Annotated in this window: 20 protein-coding genes; all 20 read right to left on the bottom strand. The window is 41.5% G+C overall.

Translation table 11 applies throughout. From position 1 onward, the window contains the following. Nucleotides 1-28: 28 nt before the first annotated feature. The 20 genes from flgG to sucD all read right to left on the bottom strand — a co-directional run bounded on the left by flgG (nt 29) and on the right by sucD (nt 19,388). Nucleotides 29-823: a flagellar basal body rod protein FlgG gene (gene flgG / locus MKY50_RS08900; RefSeq protein ID WP_003231968.1), complete on the bottom strand. Its 795-nt coding sequence runs from the start codon at nt 821-823 to the stop codon at nt 29-31. 21 nt (nt 824-844) lie between these two features. Continuing rightward, nucleotides 845-1,267 (bottom strand): flagellar hook assembly protein FlgD, encoded by a 423-nt coding sequence (gene flgD, locus MKY50_RS08895; RefSeq protein ID WP_003231970.1) that lies wholly within the window; start codon nt 1,265-1,267, stop codon nt 845-847. After that, nucleotides 1,264-2,727: a flagellar hook-length control protein FliK gene (locus MKY50_RS08890; protein WP_213385303.1), complete on the bottom strand. Its 1,464-nt coding sequence runs from the start codon at nt 2,725-2,727 to the stop codon at nt 1,264-1,266. Before MKY50_RS08890 ends, flgD begins: the two co-directional genes overlap by 4 nt. A gap of 12 nt (nt 2,728-2,739) precedes the next feature. Next, nucleotides 2,740-3,354: a MotE family protein gene (locus MKY50_RS08885; RefSeq protein ID WP_014479784.1), complete on the bottom strand. Its 615-nt coding sequence runs from the start codon at nt 3,352-3,354 to the stop codon at nt 2,740-2,742. Between the two features lie 11 nt (nt 3,355-3,365). Next, nucleotides 3,366-3,809 carry a flagellar export protein FliJ gene (fliJ, locus tag MKY50_RS08880; protein WP_021479292.1) on the bottom strand — a complete coding sequence of 148 codons (444 nt, stop codon included), beginning with the start codon at nt 3,807-3,809 and terminating at the stop codon, nt 3,366-3,368. A 2-nt stretch (nt 3,810-3,811) separates the two neighbouring features. Then, nucleotides 3,812-5,128: a flagellar protein export ATPase FliI gene (gene fliI / locus MKY50_RS08875; protein WP_128992834.1), complete on the bottom strand. Its 1,317-nt coding sequence runs from the start codon at nt 5,126-5,128 to the stop codon at nt 3,812-3,814. Then, nucleotides 5,125-5,877 carry a flagellar assembly protein FliH gene (fliH, locus tag MKY50_RS08870; RefSeq protein WP_003244804.1) on the bottom strand — a complete coding sequence of 251 codons (753 nt, stop codon included), beginning with the start codon at nt 5,875-5,877 and terminating at the stop codon, nt 5,125-5,127. The genes fliI and fliH overlap by 4 nt, the downstream gene beginning before the upstream one ends. Next, nucleotides 5,870-6,886, bottom strand: a complete 1,017-nt coding sequence (gene fliG / locus MKY50_RS08865) for a flagellar motor switch protein FliG (protein ID WP_003231981.1) — start codon at nt 6,884-6,886, stop codon at nt 5,870-5,872. Before fliG ends, fliH begins: the two co-directional genes overlap by 8 nt. A 12-nt stretch (nt 6,887-6,898) precedes the next feature. Next, on the bottom strand, nt 6,899-8,509 hold the full coding sequence (fliF, locus tag MKY50_RS08860) for a flagellar basal-body MS-ring/collar protein FliF (RefSeq protein ID WP_010886506.1): 1,611 nt from the start codon (nt 8,507-8,509) through the stop codon (nt 6,899-6,901). A gap of 45 nt (nt 8,510-8,554) precedes the next feature. Further along, complete coding sequence (gene fliE / locus MKY50_RS08855; protein WP_003238544.1) at nt 8,555-8,875, bottom strand: flagellar hook-basal body complex protein FliE; 321 nt, start codon at nt 8,873-8,875, stop codon at nt 8,555-8,557. A 10-nt stretch (nt 8,876-8,885) separates the two neighbouring features. After that, a complete protein-coding gene (flgC, locus tag MKY50_RS08850) occupies nt 8,886-9,338 on the bottom strand; it encodes a flagellar basal body rod protein FlgC (protein ID WP_003245521.1) in 453 nt (150 codons plus the stop codon). After that, nucleotides 9,338-9,727 carry a flagellar basal body rod protein FlgB gene (gene flgB / locus MKY50_RS08845; protein ID WP_003245656.1) on the bottom strand — a complete coding sequence of 130 codons (390 nt, stop codon included), beginning with the start codon at nt 9,725-9,727 and terminating at the stop codon, nt 9,338-9,340. The genes flgC and flgB overlap by 1 nt, the downstream gene beginning before the upstream one ends. A gap of 379 nt (nt 9,728-10,106) precedes the next feature. Continuing rightward, nucleotides 10,107-10,886: a GTP-sensing pleiotropic transcriptional regulator CodY gene (gene codY / locus MKY50_RS08840; RefSeq protein ID WP_003220850.1), complete on the bottom strand. Its 780-nt coding sequence runs from the start codon at nt 10,884-10,886 to the stop codon at nt 10,107-10,109. Between the two features lie 39 nt (nt 10,887-10,925). After that, entirely contained in the window at nt 10,926-12,329 is a 1,404-nt protein-coding gene (gene hslU / locus MKY50_RS08835; protein WP_003245556.1) for an HslU--HslV peptidase ATPase subunit, read from the bottom strand. 16 nt (nt 12,330-12,345) lie between these two features. Beyond that, on the bottom strand, nt 12,346-12,891 hold the full coding sequence (clpQ, locus tag MKY50_RS08830) for an ATP-dependent protease subunit ClpQ (protein WP_003238555.1): 546 nt from the start codon (nt 12,889-12,891) through the stop codon (nt 12,346-12,348). 12 nt (nt 12,892-12,903) lie between these two features. Continuing rightward, on the bottom strand, nt 12,904-13,818 hold the full coding sequence (gene xerC / locus MKY50_RS08825) for a tyrosine recombinase XerC (RefSeq protein WP_341116501.1): 915 nt from the start codon (nt 13,816-13,818) through the stop codon (nt 12,904-12,906). 67 nt (nt 13,819-13,885) lie between these two features. Continuing rightward, nucleotides 13,886-15,193, bottom strand: coding sequence for an FADH(2)-oxidizing methylenetetrahydrofolate--tRNA-(uracil(54)-C(5))-methyltransferase TrmFO (gene trmFO / locus MKY50_RS08820; protein WP_003244725.1), 1,308 nt, complete (start codon nt 15,191-15,193; stop codon nt 13,886-13,888). A 75-nt stretch (nt 15,194-15,268) separates the two neighbouring features. Continuing rightward, nucleotides 15,269-17,344, bottom strand: a complete 2,076-nt coding sequence (topA, locus tag MKY50_RS08815; protein WP_003245599.1) for a type I DNA topoisomerase — start codon at nt 17,342-17,344, stop codon at nt 15,269-15,271. 187 nt (nt 17,345-17,531) lie between these two features. Continuing rightward, on the bottom strand, nt 17,532-18,425 hold the full coding sequence (dprA, locus tag MKY50_RS08810; RefSeq protein WP_014479775.1) for a DNA-processing protein DprA: 894 nt from the start codon (nt 18,423-18,425) through the stop codon (nt 17,532-17,534). Between the two features lie 60 nt (nt 18,426-18,485). Further along, nucleotides 18,486-19,388 carry a succinate--CoA ligase subunit alpha gene (sucD, locus tag MKY50_RS08805; RefSeq protein WP_003238566.1) on the bottom strand — a complete coding sequence of 301 codons (903 nt, stop codon included), beginning with the start codon at nt 19,386-19,388 and terminating at the stop codon, nt 18,486-18,488. Between the last annotated feature and the right edge of the window lie 13 nt (nt 19,389-19,401).

Raw genomic sequence — 19,401 nt, 5'->3', positions numbered from 1 at the left:
GAAGCGATTACTCGCCTCCCCTCCCTCCTTAACGTTTAAGGTTAACCAGTTCTTGAAGGATTTCATCAGATGTTGTAATAATTTTTGAGTTTGATTGGAATCCACGCTGGGCTACGATCATTTCAGTAAATTCGTCAGTTAAATCGACGTTAGACATTTCGAGAAATCCTGATTTAAGAGCACCAGTTCCGCCGTCACCAGGCTGGTTCGCTGCACTGGCCGTTCCAGAGTTTAAAGATTCACGGTATAGGTTGCTTCCGATTTTATCCAATCCATCACTGTTGGCAAAAGTAACAATCCCGATTTGTCCCCCGTCTTGTGTTTTCCCCTCAGCATCAACAATTGACACCTTTCCATCAGAACCAATGCTAAAGCTTTGAGCATCAGTAGGAATTTTAATTGTTCCGCCATTCATATTTAGTACATGGTAGCCATCACCTGTAACCAGTGTTCCAGTATTATCTAAATAGAAGTTCCCTGCTCTTGTATAAGCTGTCCCGTCACCTGTATCAATTCGGAAGTAACCGTCGCCGTCAATTGCTAAATCAAGTGTTCTTCCTGTGCTTTGTGTCGCGCTTGTTGAATGAATTGTATCAATTGTGCCAGATGATGAACCTAAACCGATTTGCTTAGAGTTTGTTCCGCCGATTGTTGCACCAGCAGCAGAACCGCCGGCAATGGTTTGGCTTACCATATCTTTAAAGGTCACACGGCTCTTTTTGAATCCTACTGTATTTACGTTGGCAATGTTGTTACCGATTACGTCAAGCTTTGTTTGAAAGTTCTTCATACCGCTGATTCCAGAATAAAGTGAACGTAACATAATATATTCCCCCAGATGTTTTTATTTAGATGATTGTCCCACAGACATGACATTCGCAGGACTGATCTCGGTCCCATCATCAAGAACGAGATAATAATTTCCTTTAAAATGTTTAACAGAGCTTACTGTGCCTGTTTTATCTGTTGCACTTTTACCATCAGTCCAAGATACTTCTTTTCCCATCCAATCAACATACGTTGTAAACGGATCTTGGTTTTCAACGAATTGAGTCATTGTCGTATTCAGATTCATCATTTGCTCCAAGCTTGAAAAAGTCGCCATCTGGCTGATAAATTCTTTATCGTCAATCGGGTTAAGCGGATCTTGGTTTTGAACTTGAGTCATTAATATTTTTAAAAACTCGTCTTTCCCCAAGCTGCTGTTGTTCGTCGACACAGTGTTCGTTTTTTCAGGCAGTTTATATTCTGAACTTATAGAAGTCATTCTTCTTCCTCCATTTCAACCATCGACACTTCATCGAGCAGATCGCCAAAATCATTTGATTGCTTTTTCTGTCTTTGCTGTCTCTGCCCCTCTTGCTGCTGTTTCTGTTCATCAGCAAGCTGGCCGTATATCGGCTGATCCCCGCTTTGGACCGGAAGAGTAAAACGGTCAATTTGGACGGCCATATTCGGCAATGATTGCTTCAGCTGAGGAAGATGCTGTTCAAGCAATTCTTTTGCTGATTGGCTAGATGCTATGATTTTACTCTGAAACATTCCATTTTCATTTGTCAGCTTGATTGTGACAAATCCTAAATGTTCAGGGTTCAGCCGAATAGTGAAACTTCCCGTCGATCTGCCGAAAGGCGTATATTTCATCTGCTTCCACGCATTAATCACTTGATCAGCCACCGTTTTTGTTTCGGCATTTGGTATATCAGATGACATCTGCTGCAGATCAAGTGTTTGAACTCCTCCTATGCCCCGATACCCCGAAAACAGCATTTGGAGTCCTGATTTACTATCTACAGGCTGAATACTTCCAGAAACATCCGATGCATTTTTGCTGGATGAACTCTGCGAGAGCGGTGTGAGAACACGCTTCCCAAAGTCTTGTGATGATTCGGATGATTTCGATAACAAGAAGGCTTTCAGCTGGCTTTCAGCTAAACTCCATTCTTTGGTCCCTTTTTGAGGAAGCATAGACATTTGATCCATTAAGCTTTGAAAACTTTTCAGCTCTGACGCTGTCATCGAGTAAAGTTTTGAACTTGACTCAGCTTTAGTGAATATTTGCTGTTTAAGATCCTGAATTAGTTGTTGAGATACACCCTTCTTTTCTAATGCAGAAAGGAATTGATCTCCATTTTGGTAAATGGCATGAGCTTCATTGCCATTCCCGCGATCAGTCAGCTTATTCCCTTCTACGAGCTGGCTAATGAACATCTGGATATAGATAAGCTCTTTAGCAGGCTCGGATACTTCATTTTCCTGATTTGATTGCTCTGTATCAGACTTCAGTGCTCCATTAATGTCAGAAGCAGAATCATTGGCACTCAGAGCCGTTTTAGCTTCTGAAAAGATTTTCTCCGTTTCTGTGAGCAATTGATCCGTCCCGCCTGACATTTTTGATTCAACTGCTTGCAAAAGATTTTGCAACATTTGCAGAGCATTCGCATCCAATTGCTTCCCTGTCAGTTTGCTTAATGTTTGCAAAAGATCCGCATTTTGTTTGTCTTGATCTTCAGGACTTGCATTTAGCCAGTCACCGATCTTTTTAAGCGCATCTGCTAAAAGCTGATCTTCGGAATTAGGAGTACCCTTTCCTTGTTCTGAAAGTTCCTTCAATCCAGCCTCAGACATAAGCCAGTTTTGAAAAACTCCTTGGCTACTTTTCATGTTTTTAGCGGCAGAACCCGTTGTGGTTTGCAGCAAAGGTCCGGCTAATTCAAGCAGCTTCACCTTTCATTCCCCCTATTCTTGGCTGGCAGCAATTTTTTCTGTATAGGTTGCTGCTTGCTCAGGAGTCATTTTCGCCAATATGTCAGCAAGCTGCTTTTTGCTTAGGCCATTCAATATTTTCAGTGCTTCTTGCTCCTTTAATTGGGCAATAATTTTAGCAGCCTTTCCGCTGTCCATGCTTTTGTACACACTGATCACTTTGTCATTTTCAGAAGAAGCTTTCGAGTCTGCTGATCCTTCAGTATGATCTTCTGATGACTTTTTTTGATCCTCAGCCGTCTTTTCAAGTGAACGGATCTTTTGATTGAGCCTATCGATTTCTGATTTACTTGTTTCTAAATCTTTATTCAATATACTGATTTCACTTTTTTGATCCTTAATGGTCTTTTCCAGAGCTGCCGTATTACTGCTATCCTTACTTGATGCTGCGCCTTTTTTATTTTCGGTTTCAGGGACCAATTCTTTAAGAACCGGCGTTTTTGCCGCAGCATCCTGTATCGGCTTTATGACATTGATACCAGCAGCCCAAAGAACAATCCCCCCTGCGATTAATAGAAACATCAGCGGGAGGATAATGATAAGCAAAACCGAACGGAACTTACCTGATTCTTTCTTTTTGCCGGACATTACATTCGCTCCTAATGGCCTTGAATCATAAACTGCTTAATCGAAATATCGTCCATTTCTTTCATTTCTGCAGCTTTATCTTCAAGAGCAAACATTTTAAACTGTTTTTCACGCATTTTTTCAAACTTTTTCACTTCAATGTTTTTCTCTGTCAAAATTTCTTGTTTTTGATTCATTTGATTTCTTTTTATAATGACAAGCTTTTGATAGTGATAGATCGTATTATCAAGATTTGAGACAAATTGTTGGTAGTGCCTCATTTCTTGTACACTCATGCCGCTTTTTAATTTCTTTTCCTTATTTTGTTCCAGCAATTCCTTTTTGCTCATATTCTCATATAATTTTTCAGCAACGTTTTCAAATTCAGAAACTGATTGCTGATACTCGGATAAGGATTGGTCTTTTTCATTTTCTTTTAGTTCCAGCAGCTTTTGGAATCTAAATTGATAAGCCACGTTTATTCCTCATTTCCTGTCAAACTAGTTAATGCAGCAATGCTTTCTTCCAATAAAGCCGGTTCGTCTGTTCCCTGCTTTAAAAATTGAATAAGCTGCGGATAAAATTGTATCGCTTCATCAATTTCTCTGGATGATCCTCTTTTGTAAGCTCCGATATTAATGAGATCTTCCGAATTTTGATATGTCGATAAAAGTTCACGGAATTTATTTGCCGCATCCAGATGCTGTTTTGTTGAAATGTTTGACATCACCCTGCTGATGCTTTTTAGTACGTTAACTGCAGGAAACTGGCCTTTATTGGCAAGCGCCCTGTCCAACACAATATGTCCGTCTAAAATTCCGCGTACAGTATCGGCAATCGGCTCATTCATGTCATCCCCGTCTACCAACACTGTATAAAATGCCGTAATGGTTCCATGCTCGTTTGCACCTGTTCGTTCTAGTAAACGAGGTAAAATAGCGAACACTGAAGGTGTATAACCTTTTGTCGTCGGAGGCTCTCCTGCAGCCAGTCCAATCTCTCGCTGCGCCATTGCCACCCTTGTAACAGAATCCATCATAAACATGACATTTTGGCCTTTATCTCGGAAATACTCGGCAATTGCAGTCGCTGTATATGCCGCTTTCAATCTCATTAATGCTGGCTGGTCTGAGGTGGCAACGACTACAATCGATCGTTTCAGCCCCTCTTTCCCCAGATCTTTTTCAATAAACTCCCGAACCTCTCGTCCGCGTTCTCCGACAAGTGCAATGACGTTTAAGTCAGCCTCTGTCTGCTTGGCGATCATCCCCATTAAGGTGCTTTTTCCGACACCACTTCCTGCAAAAATTCCAATCCGCTGGCCTTTACCGACTGTCAGCAAGCTGTCAATTGATCTGACTCCAACACCCATCTTTTCACGGATAGGCGGCCGTTTCATCGGGTTGGGCGGTGATTGCTCCGTTGATACAGGCGAAAGCCCTTTAGGCAGAAGTTTTCCGTCAAGCGGTTCTCCAAAAGCATCGATGACTTGTCCAATCAGTCCGGTTCCAACTTTAACCCGAAGTGATTCTCCAGTAGCTTCTACAATGCTGCCAGGTGCAATGCTCGCAGCCTCTAAATAAGGCATAAGCAAAATATTTTCTTCCTGGAAGCCGACTACCTCAGCTTTAATGACTTTCCCAGATTGTCCTTTTACATAAATCAGGCACACGTCGCCAATTGAGCTTGCTGGCCCTTTTGATTCAATCATCAGGCCGATTACCCGTTTGACTTTTCCGTACCGTTTATACGAGTCTGTCATTTCTATACAATCTATCAGACTCTGTGTCTTCATTCAGCTGCACCTGCTTCCAGCGCTGTCAGAAGTTTATCTTTCAATTGCATCAATTGTGTGTCAACACTCGCATCTACCCTGCCAAAAGGAGTTTCAATATAACAGGTTCCTTTTTGAGCTTTTTCATCAGCATATATGCCAAGCCGACATTCTTTATAAAGAAGCTGCTGGATTTCATCTTTTTGCTGAAAGATTGTCTCATAGTAATATGGATCAACATAAATTGATATATCGTCATATTCCTTCACTTCGTTTATAACCTGTTGTACAAGCAGGAGGAAAGCCTCTTTATCATCAGACTTTTGCTGCCAAACTTTTTTTGCTAGGGCAACGGCAAGCTCAACGATTTCTTCATTAGCGTCTTCAAGCTTGTCCTCAACAGCTTTTCTGGACATTTCAGTTATACTGTTTGCTTGGCCGATCAGTTCTGCATACTGTTTCATTGCCTCAGCTTTGCCCAGCGCTACTCCTTGTTCAAAGCCCTCGGCTTTTGCTTCTTCAATAAGCTTCTGTTTTTCAGCCGCCCAATCGTTTTTCTCCTGTTCAATTTGACGGCGAATATTTTCTATATGACTGTTTGCCTGCTCAGAAATCCGGTCAGCTTCCTCTTTCACTCGGGCCATAAGCGCCTCCGGGTTCTCTTCAGCCTGCAAAAGGTGAGAATGATCAATACGCACCTCTTGTATAGAAAGTTTTCTTTTTTCCTTTTGTGGAGAAATAGATGATTCTTGTTTAATGATATTAGACAATAATATCATCCCCTCCGCCTCTTGCTATTACAATTTCACCGGCTTCTTCAAGCTTTCTGACGATGCTTACAATTCTCGATTGAGCTTCTTCTACATCTTTCAAGCGTACAGGGCCCATAAATTCCATTTCTTCTTTGAAGGTTTCAACCATACGCTGTGACATATTGTTGAATACAATTTCTTTGACTTCCTCGCTTGCAACCTTTAATGAAAGGAGCAAATCGTCGTTCTCAACATCGCGAATGACTCTCTGAATGGCACGGTTATCAAGTGTGACAATATCTTCGAAGACAAACATCCGCTTTTTAATTTCTTCAGCAAGATCGGGATCCTGAATTTCCAATGAATCCAAGATCGTCTTCTCTGTCCCTCTGTCTACCCCGTTTAACACTTCCACAACAGCTTCAATTCCGCCTGTTTGTGTATAATCCTGAGTAAATGCAGAAGATAATTTTTGTTCCAGAATCCGTTCTACCTCATTAATTATTTCTGGAGATGTTCTATCCATAACCGCGATTCTTCTCGCAACCTCAGCCTGTACTTCAGGATTCAGCTCGGATAAAATCTGCCCAGCCTGCACTGGATCTAAATAAGACAAGATTAACGCCATCGTCTGCGGATGCTCTTGCTGGATAAAATTCAAAATTTGTTCAGGCTCCGCTTTTCTGGCAAAATCAAATGGTTTAACCTGCAAAGAAGAAGTCAGCCTGTTTAGAATGTTCTCCGCCTTATCCTCTCCAAGCGCCTTTTCCAGAACTTGTCTTGCATAGCTTAAACCGCCTTGAGAAATATAATCTTGCGCAATGGCTATATTATGAAATTCTTCTATGATTTCATCCTTTTTTTGATGATCGACGCTTCGAACACCTGATATTTCCAGAGTAAGCCTTTCAATTTCTTCATCGGTTAAGTGCTTATAGACAGAAGCTGACACATCTAACCCCAAGGAAATCATGAGAATGGCTGCTTTTTGTTTTCCTGTAAGCTTATCTTGATCACGTCTCGCCATTTCTAATTCCTCCTAATCCTCGGCCAGCCAGCTTCTCAGCAGTTTTGCAAAATCTTCCGGCTTGTCTTTCGCCATCTTTTCAAGCTGTTTTCGTCTGACTGATTCCGCTGTTTCATTTTCCTCTTCATTGATATCAGGCAAATTGATTGGTTCTTGAGGAACCTCATACTCATATTCCTCAAATTCATCCTCTTGCGCCCGTTTCTTTCTGATAAGCATAATGATCAGAACAATGATCGCTGCGATTAAAACACCGCCTACAATATATGCCCACAGCGGGATACCTGAGGATTCTTCCGTATTTGTATCCAAATTGACTTTTCCGTCGAATGGCTGAACGGAAACAACAATCTTATTATTGATATCAGCATCAGATAAATTCTGATTTTGCGTTTCATCTTTATCCAAAGATGTTCTGACTACAGTTGAAAGGATTTTTTGTATATCATCCTGTCTTTCAGTTGATAGCGACGCAGTGTTTTTGGCATCAGGCGGCTCTACCATTACTTGAATCCCTAAATCTCTGACCTTATAAGGACTTTCAGCGATTTCTTTATGAATTCGGTTAACCTCGTAATTGATTTTGTTGCTGTTTTTTTCGTAGTTCCCGCTTTCGGTATTTTCACCGTCAGCCTTATAATTTGTAACATCTTCCTCGCCGGTTCCGGCAGTTCCGCCGTTAGCTGCACCGTCGCCCTGATATGTTTCAGATACCTTTTCAGCGCTGACTGCAATACCTTCCATGTTTTCTTTATCCACAGGTTCGACAATGTCTTCTGTCCGATTTTCTTTTGTGAAATCAATGTCTGCTGTAACGGAGACAACGACTTTATCTTGGCCCATCATCGTACCCAGCAATGACTGTACATGTTTTTGAATGTCTTTTTCAACTTGAGACTTAATTCCTTGCTGAGAAGAATAACTATCCGCGTAGGACCCTGCATCGCTGTCTGATTTGTCGTAGTATGTAGAATTTTGGTCCATGATGACGATGTTATCTTCTTTTAGGTTTGGCACGCTTTTAGATACCAGATGATATAATCCGTTGATTTGGCTTTGATCAAGCGTATAACCCGGTTGAATCTGCAAAACGATTGATGCAGATGCTGCAGATTGCTCCTCACCGACAAACACAGCGTCTTTCGGGAGATTAATCATTACTTTTGAATTTTTAATACCGTCCATTTCATTGATCAAGTTTGACAGTTCTGTCTGTGTAGCTTTCACTTTCACCATATCAAACTCATTGTCTGTCAAACCAAAGCCGGCATTCTGTCCAAAAAACGAATAATCAATTGATCCCGTTTTAGGAAGTCCTTCTGCAGCCATCTGCACTTTCAAAGAATCAACCTGATCCTCCGGAACACTAATCACTGTACCGCCATTCGAAAGTTCGTTTGGCACTTTTTTTGCATCCAATTCTTCTTTGATTTGTCCTGCTTCTTCGGCAGACAAATCTTTGTACAGCGGCGCCATTTTAGAATTCGAAGCAAAAACACTAATAATAATTCCAATAATAATAATTGCCGCTAAAGCACTAACCATTAAAATCTTTTGTAATTTAGATCTATTTTTCCAAAACTCACTCGTTTTGTTTTTCATTTGCATTAGAGTACGATTCATGTTAACCCCCGGTCATTCCACTCTTTCTCTAAATCGTCAGACCCCCTACATTTGCATTCTCATAATCTCCTGATAAGCTTCCACAGCTTTATTGCGGAACTCTGTTGCTGCAGTTAGAGAGATGCTGGCTTTTTGAGCAGCGATCATGACCTCATCAAGATTTACATCTTTTCCTGCAGCCAAGGCATTAGTCATGTTGTCAGAAGCTACTTGGGACTCATTTAACGAACTAATAGAGTTTTTTAAAAGCTCCGAAAAGCTTGTTTGATTTGAAGAATCTGTTTTTTGGCTATTGTTTACTTGATTTGTTGCATTTTGAGTGTTTTGAGTATTTTGAACCTGAAAAGGAGAAATTGCATTAATCACATTCATTCACCTACTTTCCGATTTCTAACGCCTTCATCAGCATTCCCTTTGTGGCATTCATCGCCGTGACATTCGCCTCGTATGATCTGGTGCTGCTGACAAGATCAACCATTTCCTTTAATGGATCAACATTAGGCTTTTGTACATATCCTTCAGCGTTTGCATCAGGGTCTGTCGGATCATAGACAAGATTAAAATCTGAATCATCCTCCGTAATTTTTGAAACCTTCACACCGTTTCCAGCATTCCCGCTTCCGCTCATTTGAGAATTGAGAATAGAAGAGAACGATTCACCTTTTGACTGAAGGGAAACCATTTTTCTTCTGTAAGGCACCCACTCTCCATTCACCTGCTTAGCTCTTGTCGTATCCATATTTGCTAAGTTAGATGATACAACGTCCATTCTGACTCGCTGAGCTGTTAAAGCCGATGCTGAAACATTTAAGCTATGAAAAGCTGTCATCATTTTCCTCCTGTTAATACGGTCTTCAGCGAATTAAATTTACCGTTCATTCTTTCAACCAAAGCTTGATAGTTGATTTGATTTTGCGCCAATTCTGTCATCTCTTTGTCAACATCAACATTGTTTCCGTTTTGCTGATACGATGTATCTCCGCTCGCAACAATTGAATAATTCGAATCAGTATCAGAAAAATCAACATGACGATAGTCTGTTTTTATCGCTTCAAGACGCGAGGATTCTTGATCTAATAAATTTTGGAAAGAGACTTTTTTTGCCTTATAGTTCGGTGTATCTATATTGGCGATATTATTAGTTATGACTTTTTGCTTAATATCCGCTCTACTCAAGGCATTTTCAAGATTTTGTATCGTTCCAGAAAATAAGCTCAAATCCACTTACCTCCATTTCAGTTTTTTTCACCCTCAATATCCTTGTCGAGAATTGTAAAACTATATGCTTATTGTAAGAAATAACAGGCATAAAGTCTATGAAGTTCGTGTAAAAAAATGTCCTCACAATTATCTATTTTGCAACTAGGCATAAAGTCCTAGATTGTTAGAACTACATTTCTCGCCTTGATATAAGCCTGAAAATAGCAGAATTTCTGTTTTTTCTCCTTTCTTTTCGGCATTTTTGAAACTTTTTGAAGAAAAATGCAAAATTTATTAAAATTATTACATAGAAAGACTTTCAACCCAGGAAATAAAGCTTATTGATTTCCTTTATTTGAAATAAAAAAAGAACCCTCAAAAAGGGTTCTTTTTGTGATTAATGAGATTTTAGATTTTCTAATTCAATTAAGAATTTGTTGTTTAGTACTTTGATATAAGTACCTTTCATTCCTAATGATCTAGACTCGATAACACCGGCGCTCTCCAGCTTTCTGAGTGCGTTCACAATAACAGAACGGGTAATGCCGACACGGTCAGCAATTTTACTTGCAACAAGAAGACCTTCGTTTCCGTCAAGCTCCTCAAAAATGTGCTCAATTGCTTCAAGCTCACTGTAAGAAAGCGAGCTGATAGCCATTTGTACGACAGCTTTGCTTCTTGCTTCCTCTTCAATTTCTTCTGCTTTTTCTCTTAGGATTTCCATTCCGACAACTGTTGCGCCGTATTCAGCTAGAATTAAGTCATCGTCATTGAATTGATCTTGTAAACGTGAAAGAATAAGTGTTCCTAATCTTTCCCCGCCTCCGATGATCGGCACAATTGTTGTTAAACCAGCTTGAAACAGGTCTCTGTTCTCAACAGGGAAAGCAGTATATTCACTATTAATATCCAAGTTAGAAGATGTTTCAGGGACATTAAACAGATTTTTCGTATATTCTTCAGGGAATTGACGATCCTCAAGCATTTTTTTCATACGATCATTTTCAATTTGCTGGTTAATAGAATACCCAAGGAGTTTCCCTCTGCGGCTTACAACGAAAATATTGGAATCAATTACATCCCGCAGCGTCTCCGCCATTTCCTTGAAGTTTACCGGTTTCCCTGCCGCAGCTTGCAGCATGGAGTTAATAATTCTTGTTTTTTGTAATAAAGCCATGATAAATAATCCTCCTAAACATTCCTCATATTAAATTTTTCACAATATAAATTGACTTAAATCTTTGTTTTTGGCTATCGTTCCGAGCTTTTCTTCGACATACTGTGGTGTAATCGTTATTTTCTCCATCGTTACATCTGGAGCTTCAAACGACAAATCTTCTAATAGGCGTTCAAGTATTGTATGAAGGCGTCTCGCACCGATATTATCTGTGTCCTGGTTCACATGATAAGCAACTTCAGCAATCTTATGAATAGCTTCGTCAGAAAATTCAAGAGATATACCTTCTGTCTGCAATAATGCCTGATATTGTTTCAGCAGCGCATTATCCGGCTCAACCAAAATTCTCACGAAGTCGTCTACCGTGAGTTTGTTCAGTTCTACACGAATCGGGAAACGCCCCTGCAGCTCAGGAATCAAATCAGACGGTTTGGCCATATGAAACGCTCCTGCTGCAATAAATAATACATGGTCTGTTTTTACAGAACCATATTTTGTGACAACGGTAGAACCTTCAACAATCGGAAGGATATCCCGCTGAACACCTTCTCTTGAAACATCGGCAGAAGAAGATGCACCGCCGTTCTTTGCGATTTTATCAATCTCATCGATAAAGATAATCCCGCTCTCTTCTGCTCTCTGAACAGCTTCCTGGCCGACTTCATCCATATCGATGAGTTTGCTTGCTTCTTCATTCGTCAGGACTTTTCTGGCTTCTCTGACTGTCATTTTGCGCCGCTTCTTTTTCTTTGGCATTAATCCGCTCAGCGCATCCTGCATGTTCATACCCATCTGCTCCATACCCGAGCCCTGCAGCATGTCAAACATAGAAGGCTGCTGTTCTTCGACTTCTACTGTTACATAGTAGTCTTCGAGCTCTCCTAAAGCCAGCTGATGCGCCATTCGTTTTCTTTTTTCTTCGATGTTTGCTTCTTCCTGGCTCTCCGCCTCATCTTCACCATTCGGCTGGCTGCCTCCAAAAAACATTTCAAACGGATTTTTAACACCAGATTGTTTTTTCTTCCCAGGAACTAACAGACGAACAATGCGTTTGTTTGCATTTTCTTCTGCCTGTTCCTTTACTTCATTCATTTTCTCTTCTTTTATAAGCCGAACAGAAGTCTCCACAAGATCTCTGACCATTGATTCAACATCTCTGCCTACATAGCCGACTTCGGTAAATTTAGTAGCTTCAATTTTGATAAATGGCGCACCTGAAAGCTTAGCGATTCGTCTGGCAATTTCAGTTTTCCCGACGCCGGTAGGACCCATCATTAAAATGTTTTTCGGAACGACCTCGTCCTTCAGCTTTTCATCCAGAAGACTTCTTCTATAGCGGTTTCTTAATGCCACGGCAACAGCTTTTTTCGCATTTTGCTGACCGACAATATATTGGTCTAACCGATCTACAATCTGTCTAGGAGTTAACGGTTTTTTTTCCATGCGCCTCAAGTCCTTTCTATTCAAGCTCTTCCAGTATGATTTGATCGTTCGTGTAAACACAAATTTCGCCTGCTGTTTCTAACGCGGCTCTGGCAATCTCACTTGCAGACATGCTTTCCCCGGCATGCTTTTTCAGTGCTCTTCCCGCTGCCAAAGCGTAATTGCCTCCTGATCCAATCGCGAGAATGCCGTCATCTGGTTCGATCACCTCGCCTGTTCCCGATACGAGAAGCAAAGTATCCTGATTCATAACAATCAGCATGGCTTCGAGCTTTCTTAGCACTTTATCACTGCGCCATTCCTTCGCAAGCTCAACAGCCGCCCGTTTTAAGTTGCCGTTATATTCTTCAAGCTTAGCTTCAAACTTTTCGAATAAAGTGAAAGCGTCTGCAACAGATCCCGCAAAGCCAGCAAGAACTTTGCCGTTAAACAGTTTTCTCACTTTCCGTGCCGTGTGTTTCATGACAACAGCCTGACCAAATGTTACTTGGCCGTCTCCGGACATAGCGCTTCGTCCTTTATGCTGTACGGCAAATATTGTGGTCGCATGAAAAGATGACATAAAGGGCCTCCTTTAATTTTTCTTAAATGCTCTTGGATGGTGAGACATATATGTGTTTCTCAACATTTCCTTCGAAACGTGCGTGTATATCTGTGTAGAAGACAGATTGGAATGCCCGAGCAGTTCTTGAACGCTTCTCAAATCCGCTCCTTCATTTAACAGATGCGTGGCGAACGTATGTCGAAGCATATGCGGATGGATATGTAAAGTGCTTGACGCTTTTTGAACAAGCCCGCTTAAAATATGTCTGATGCCACGGGCTGTAAGCGGTCCGCCTCTTTGATTTACGAATAATAGATCATGAGGTTCTTTTGCCTTCATCAGCAAGCACTGTCTTCCGCTATTCATGTATACCTTCAACGCTTCGCGGGCATAAGACCCAAAGGGGATATAGCGCTGCTTCTTGCCTTTACCGTGAACAAGCACAGTGTCCATAAATAAATCAACGTCGTTAATAGTTATGGAACAGCATTCACTGACCCTCATTCCGGTGGCATAGAGCAGCTCTAACAGCGCTTGATCCCTCATTCCGGCCGGCTGGCTTATATCTGAAACTTCAAACAGCTCCTCAAGCTCTTTTTGATATAGAAACTTCGGTATCCGTTTCTCCTGTTTTGGCAGATGAACAAGCTGAAACGGATTTTCTTCAATAAGCTTTTCCCGCATCAGAAACTTATAAAAGCTTCTTAATGCAGATATCTTTTTGCTTATTGTTCTTCTCGATAAACCTTTTTCATAGGATTCTGTCAAAAAAATCCTAGTATCTTGATATGCAGCTTCTTCAAATCCATTTATACCTTGAACGCGCAGGAAAGTCTCGAATTCTTCAATTGAATCCACATAATTCACAATAGTATATTGTGAATAATTTTTTTCAATTTGTAAATATTCAACGAATAACTTTACGAAATTCTTAACATTCTCCATGCCTAATACCTCCCCAGGAAGGGCTTTTAAATGGTATCACAAATCGCGCTCAGGTTGCAATCAATACCTATATTGTTTTCGAAATTGTTTGAATTGTTTCAATCGCACGGTTCGCGTATTGTTCATTTCGTTCTTTTTTATTTTTAATTTTAACTGGCAATTCTTTCAAAAGCCCAAAGTTTGCATTCATCGGCTGGAAGTTCTTCTGGTTTGTTGTTGTAATATAATGTGCCATACTGCCAATTGCTGTTTCCTGAGGGAAGATCACAAGCTCTTCTCCCAATACAAGCTTCGCCGCATTAATGCCTGCTACAAGTCCTGAGGCAGCTGATTCCACATATCCTTCTACTCCCGTCATTTGGCCTGCAAAGAACAGATCACTGCGGTTTTTAAATTGATAAGTCGGCTTTAACAGGCTTGGAGAGTTAATAAATGTGTTTCTGTGCATCACGCCATATCTGACGATTTCTACATTTTCAAGTCCTGGAATCAACTTGAGAACTTCCTTTTGGTCTCCCCATTTTAAATGAGTCTGGAATCCTACAATATTATAAAGTGTTCCCGCAGCATCATCCTGTCTGAGCTGAACGACGGCATAAGGGCGTTTTCCTGTAACAGGATGCTCTAGACCAACCGGTTTCATCGGACCGAAAAGCATTGTTTTCTTACCCCGTTTTGCCATAACTTCAATCGGCATGCAGCCTTCAAAGAAAATCTCTTTTTCAAATTCTTTTAACGGCACTGTTTCTGCTGATGTTAATGCTTCATGAAAACGGTCAAACTCTTCTTCTGTCATCGGGCAGTTCAAATATGCTGCTTCACCTTTATCATAACGGGATTTTAGGTACACTTTATCCATATCAAGGCTGTCTTTTTCTACAATTGGCGCCGCTGCGTCATAAAAATATAAATAGTCCTCTCCAGTCAGCTCCTTCAGCTGGGCAGACAGCGATTCAGATGTTAACGGACCCGTTGCGATGATAGTAGGGCCTTCAGGAATTTCAGTCACTTCTTCATTAATAACGGTTACGTTTGGATGATTTTTCACCCGATTTGTCACACTTGCGGCAAATTCATGACGGTCTACTGCAAGAGCGCCCCCGGCAGGCACCGAACATTCGTCAGCCGCAGCGATAATGGCTGAATCAAGCGCACGCATTTCTTCCTTTAATACACCGACAGCGTTAGCAAGTGTATTAGAGCGAAGAGAGTTGCTGCAGACAAGCTCAGCAAATTTATCTGTATGGTGCGCAGGCGTTTGTTTAACTGGCCGCATTTCATACAATTTGACTTGAATCCCACGTTTGGCAAGCTGCCATGCTGCTTCACTTCCTGCGAGTCCGGCTCCGATTACATTCACTGTTTGTTGGTTCATCTTTCACATCTCCTAGTTTATTATTCAAGGCCTTCTTTTAACACACAAAGAAGGTGAGCAAGACCCTGCTCACCGCTACTTCTGTGGTTCTTCCTTATAATCGCATTCCACGCATTGGACTTGTATGCCTTTTTTGAGTTTTTTCTCGACGAGCATTTTTCCGCATTTCGGGCATTTTCGTTCAATTGGTTTGTCCCATGATACGAATTCACAGTCCGGATAACGGTCACAGCCGTAAAACACCCGTTTCTTTTTCGATTTTCGCTCAACAATGTTTCCTTCTCCGCAGCTCGGGCACTTCACACCGATTTGTTTCACAATCGGTTTCGTGTTCCGGCAGTCAGGGAAGTTGGAGCAAGCTAAGAATTTACCGTACCGTCCCATTTTATATACCATTGGAGAACTGCACAATTCACAATCCTCTCCAGCATACTCTGGTTCAATCTCAACTTCCTTCATTTCCGATTCGGCTTTTTTGACGCGTTTTTCAAAATCGGTGTAGAAATTATCGATAATCTTGACCCATTCGGTATTTCCTTCTTCAACATGATCAAGATCTCTCTCCATTTTAGCTGTAAACTCAACGTTAATGATCTCAGGGAAAAACTCCATGATCAAGTCAAGAACGATCTGACCTAATTCAGTCGGAACGAAACGTTTATTATCCAATGCCACGTAGCCGCGCCGCTGAATAGTATCAAGTGTCGGAGCATATGTGGATGGACGGCCGATACCGCGTTCTTCAAGGGTTTTAACAAGCCGGGCCTCAGTATATCGCGGAGGCGGCTGGGTAAAATGCTGCTCAGGTTCTATATCTTTTGATAATACCGTGTCGCCTTCTTGTAAGTCAGGCAGCATCCGGTCTTTTTCTTCCATTTGATCGTCTTTTCCTTCAACATACACCTTCATAAACCCGGAAAACTTGACTTTACTTCCATTTGCACGAAATGTCAAACCGTTGTTTGTCAGGTCGACACTCATTGTATCGAGAACAGCCGGTGCCATTTGGCTGGCAACAAAACGCTCCCAAATTAATTTATACAGTCTCATTTGGTCTCTGCCGAGGACTGCTTTTAATTCACTTGGTTTTCTAAGAACTGATGTCGGCCGAATTGCTTCGTGGGCATCCTGGGCATTTTCATTCTTTTTCGCAGGCTTCCGTTTTCCGCCTAGGAACTCTTTTCCATATGTCTGATCAATAAATGCAGCTGCTTCATCAACAGCCGTATTTGAAATACGGGTTGAATCCGTTCTCATATACGTGATCAGACCAACCGTTCCTTCTCTTCCTAAATCAATTCCTTCATATAATTGCTGTGCAATCATCATCGTTTTCTTCGCTCTGAAATTGAGCTTGCGAGCCGCTTCCTGCTGCAGGGTAGAAGTGGTAAAAGGCAAAGCAGGATTACGTTTGCGTTCCTTTTTGGTTACTTTTTCAACTGTATATTGATTCCCTTTGAGCTGAGAAAGAATCTCTTTTACATCAGCTTCACTATTTAAAGGAAGTTTTTTGCCGTTTTTCCCGAAAAAGCTCGCTTCAAAGGTTTCTTGACCTTTTAAGAACGTACCGTCAATTGTCCAATATTCCTCAGGCTTAAAGTCGTTAATCTCTTTTTCACGGTCAATAATCAAACGGAGGGCAACGGATTGCACGCGTCCTGCGCTAAGCCCTTTTTTGACTTTTTTCCATAAGATTGGACTGATTTTATATCCGACAAGCCTGTCTAAAATACGTCTCGCTTGCTGTGCATCCACTAAATCCATATTGATCATGCGGGGATGCTTAAACGATTCCTTAATAGCGTCTTTTGTAATTTCGTTAAACACCACACGGCAGTCTGAGTTGAGATCTAAATCAAGACTGTGTGCCAAATGCCATGCAATCGCTTCCCCTTCTCTGTCGGGGTCGGCTGCGAGATACACTTTTTTGGCTTTTTTCGCAGCCGTTTTCAGCTCTTTTAATACCGGGCCTTTACCTCGAATGGTAATATATTTCGGTTCAAAATTCTGTTCTATGTCAACTCCCATTTGACTTTTTGGAAGATCCCGGACATGTCCCATTGATGCTTTTACTTTATATTTTTTACCTAAGTAACGTTCAATCGTTTTCGCCTTAGCGGGCGATTCCACGATGACTAGATAATCAGACATTTTCATCCCCCTCAAGAGGTGTTCTCTCTCTTTTCAAGATATTTCAATTTTATTTTTGCAGCTGTCTTTATTTGGCTTTCAACATTTCATTCTTTATCATGAACGTCATTAATTAAATAGAAAACAATATGCAACTTTAAATCCTCACTATTATTAAATATTACAATACCGTTTGTCAAACGATAATTCAAAAGGGTTCCGTATATTGAACGTTTCTCTCAGGAAGTTCCTCGAAAATATCCTCTGCTGACCATATGGCTTTAGCCCCCTGCTGGATCAGTTTTATAGGACCTCCGGCGTAAGGGTCAAACAATGAACCGGGTACGGCAAATACCTCTCTCCCTTGTTCCAATGCTTGATAGGCAGTAATCAGCGAACCGCTTTTTTCTTTGCCCTGAACGACAATAACGCCTTCACTTAGTCCGCTGATAATACGGTTTCTCATAGGGAAATGCCATTTTTGGGGTTTAGTTTCAGGTGGGTGCTCTGACAGCAGGATATGGTGTTTAGCCATGTGATCTGCTAACTGAAGGTTTTCTCGGGGATAAATGTGTTGAAATCCGCCTGCAATGACGCCAATTGTCCGCCCCTTCGCCTTAATACTTGCAGCATGGGACATTCCGTCTATCCCAGACGCCAGTCCGCTGACAATCACCCAACCTTTACGACAGATCTCTTTTGTAAGATGATTGACAACTTGTTTCCCATAAGCTGTTGGATTTCTTGTCCCTACAATTCCAATTTTTCTCCCTTTCGAAAGAAGAGTCATATCACCTTTTGCAAACAGTACGGCGGGGGGATCATAAATGCTTTTAAGCCAGAAAGGATATTGCTTTGAAGAAATAGGGATGGTGTTAATGCCTTGCTCACGATAAGCAGCAAGTACACGTGGGAGCTTTGGATAAAATTGTTCTATTTCGTTTTTTAATGCAGCTGCTTTTATTTGATCACGAGTAACCGTTTGTAACACGGGTGATGTCAGCGACATAGACGGATCGGCTTTCCACCATTTTAATAGAAGGGATGGGGATAATAATTGATTGATTCTGCAAATCGTTAGGCAGGCAGCGGCCTGATCCAATAGATTGACCTCCTTTTGTTAGAAAAAGCAGGAACAGCCTTGACGGCTGTCCCTTTTTTATTAATGCGTTTTACAAGTTTCGAACAAGTTCTTCTCTTTCAGCACCTTGATTAAGGTTTCACCCATGACAGAAGGTGTCTCTGCAACTTCGATTCCGCATGCATTAAGGGTTTTGATTTTTTCATCAGCTGTCCCTTTCCCGCCGGAAATAATGGCGCCTGCATGCCCCATGCGCTTCCCAGGAGGTGCTGTTTTACCGCCGATAAAACCGACTACCGGTTTTGTCATGTTGGCTTTTACCCACTCTGCCGCTTCCTCTTCGGCCGTACCGCCGATTTCGCCAATCATGATGACTGCGTGTGTGTCAGGATCTTCGTTAAACGCTTTTAAAACGTCAATAAAGTTTGTTCCATTTACAGGGTCGCCGCCGATTCCAACAGCTGTAGATTGCCCTACACCCGCTTCTGAGAGCTGGTGCACCGCTTCGTATGTTAATGTTCCTGAACGTGATACAACGCCTACATGACCCTTTTTATGGATGTATCCGGGCATAATGCCGATTTTACATTCTTCAGGCGTAATGACACCAGGACAGTTCGGCCCTATCAGTCTCGTTTTCTTGCCTTCCATGAAGCGTTTGACCTTCACCATATCCAAAACCGGGATATGTTCTGTGATACAAATCACGAGATCAAGCTCCGCATCTACCGCTTCCATAATCGCATCAGCTGCAAACGGTGCGGGCACATATATAACAGACGCGTTAGCGCCGGTCGTTTGAACTGCTTCAGCCACTGTATTAAATACAGGAACACCTTCCGCTTCTGTTCCGCCTTTTCCAGGTGTTACACCGCCAACGATATTTGTGCCGTATTCAAGCATCTGCTTCGTATGAAATAAAGCGGTAGAACCTGTAATCCCTTGCACAATAACTCTTGTATCTTTATTAATGAAAACACTCATTATTTGGTCCCCT

The sequence above is a fragment of the Bacillus sp. FSL R7-0685 genome, from assembly GCF_038002425.1.
Taxonomy (GTDB): domain Bacteria; phylum Bacillota; class Bacilli; order Bacillales; family Bacillaceae; genus Bacillus; species Bacillus subtilis.
This window is presented reverse-complemented; position numbering and strand designations above follow the sequence as displayed.

What these genes read in the sequence shown, in the direction of transcription:
- flgG (WP_003231968.1), bottom strand. Translation starts at nt 823, where the DNA reads ATGTTACGTTCACTTTATTCTGGAATCAGCGGTATGAAGAACTTTCAA.
- flgD (WP_003231970.1), bottom strand. Translation starts at nt 1,267, where the DNA reads ATGACTTCTATAAGTTCAGAATATAAACTGCCTGAAAAAACGAACACT.
- MKY50_RS08885 (WP_014479784.1), bottom strand. Translation starts at nt 3,354, where the DNA reads ATGTCCGGCAAAAAGAAAGAATCAGGTAAGTTCCGTTCGGTTTTGCTT.
- fliI (WP_128992834.1), bottom strand. Translation starts at nt 5,128, where the DNA reads ATGAAGACACAGAGTCTGATAGATTGTATAGAAATGACAGACTCGTAT.
- fliG (WP_003231981.1), bottom strand. Translation starts at nt 6,886, where the DNA reads ATGGCGAGACGTGATCAAGATAAGCTTACAGGAAAACAAAAAGCAGCC.
- fliF (WP_010886506.1), bottom strand. Translation starts at nt 8,509, where the DNA reads ATGAATCGTACTCTAATGCAAATGAAAAACAAAACGAGTGAGTTTTGG.
- flgC (WP_003245521.1), bottom strand. Translation starts at nt 9,338, where the DNA reads ATGACAGCTTTTCATAGCTTAAATGTTTCAGCATCGGCTTTAACAGCT.
- codY (WP_003220850.1), bottom strand. Translation starts at nt 10,886, where the DNA reads ATGGCTTTATTACAAAAAACAAGAATTATTAACTCCATGCTGCAAGCT.
- hslU (WP_003245556.1), bottom strand. Translation starts at nt 12,329, where the DNA reads ATGGAAAAAAAACCGTTAACTCCTAGACAGATTGTAGATCGGTTAGAC.
- clpQ (WP_003238555.1), bottom strand. Translation starts at nt 12,891, where the DNA reads ATGTCATCTTTTCATGCGACCACAATATTTGCCGTACAGCATAAAGGA.
- xerC (WP_341116501.1), bottom strand. Translation starts at nt 13,818, where the DNA reads ATGGAGAATGTTAAGAATTTCGTAAAGTTATTCGTTGAATATTTACAA.
- trmFO (WP_003244725.1), bottom strand. Translation starts at nt 15,193, where the DNA reads ATGAACCAACAAACAGTGAATGTAATCGGAGCCGGACTCGCAGGAAGT.
- topA (WP_003245599.1), bottom strand. Translation starts at nt 17,344, where the DNA reads ATGTCTGATTATCTAGTCATCGTGGAATCGCCCGCTAAGGCGAAAACG.
- sucD (WP_003238566.1), bottom strand. Translation starts at nt 19,388, where the DNA reads ATGAGTGTTTTCATTAATAAAGATACAAGAGTTATTGTGCAAGGGATT.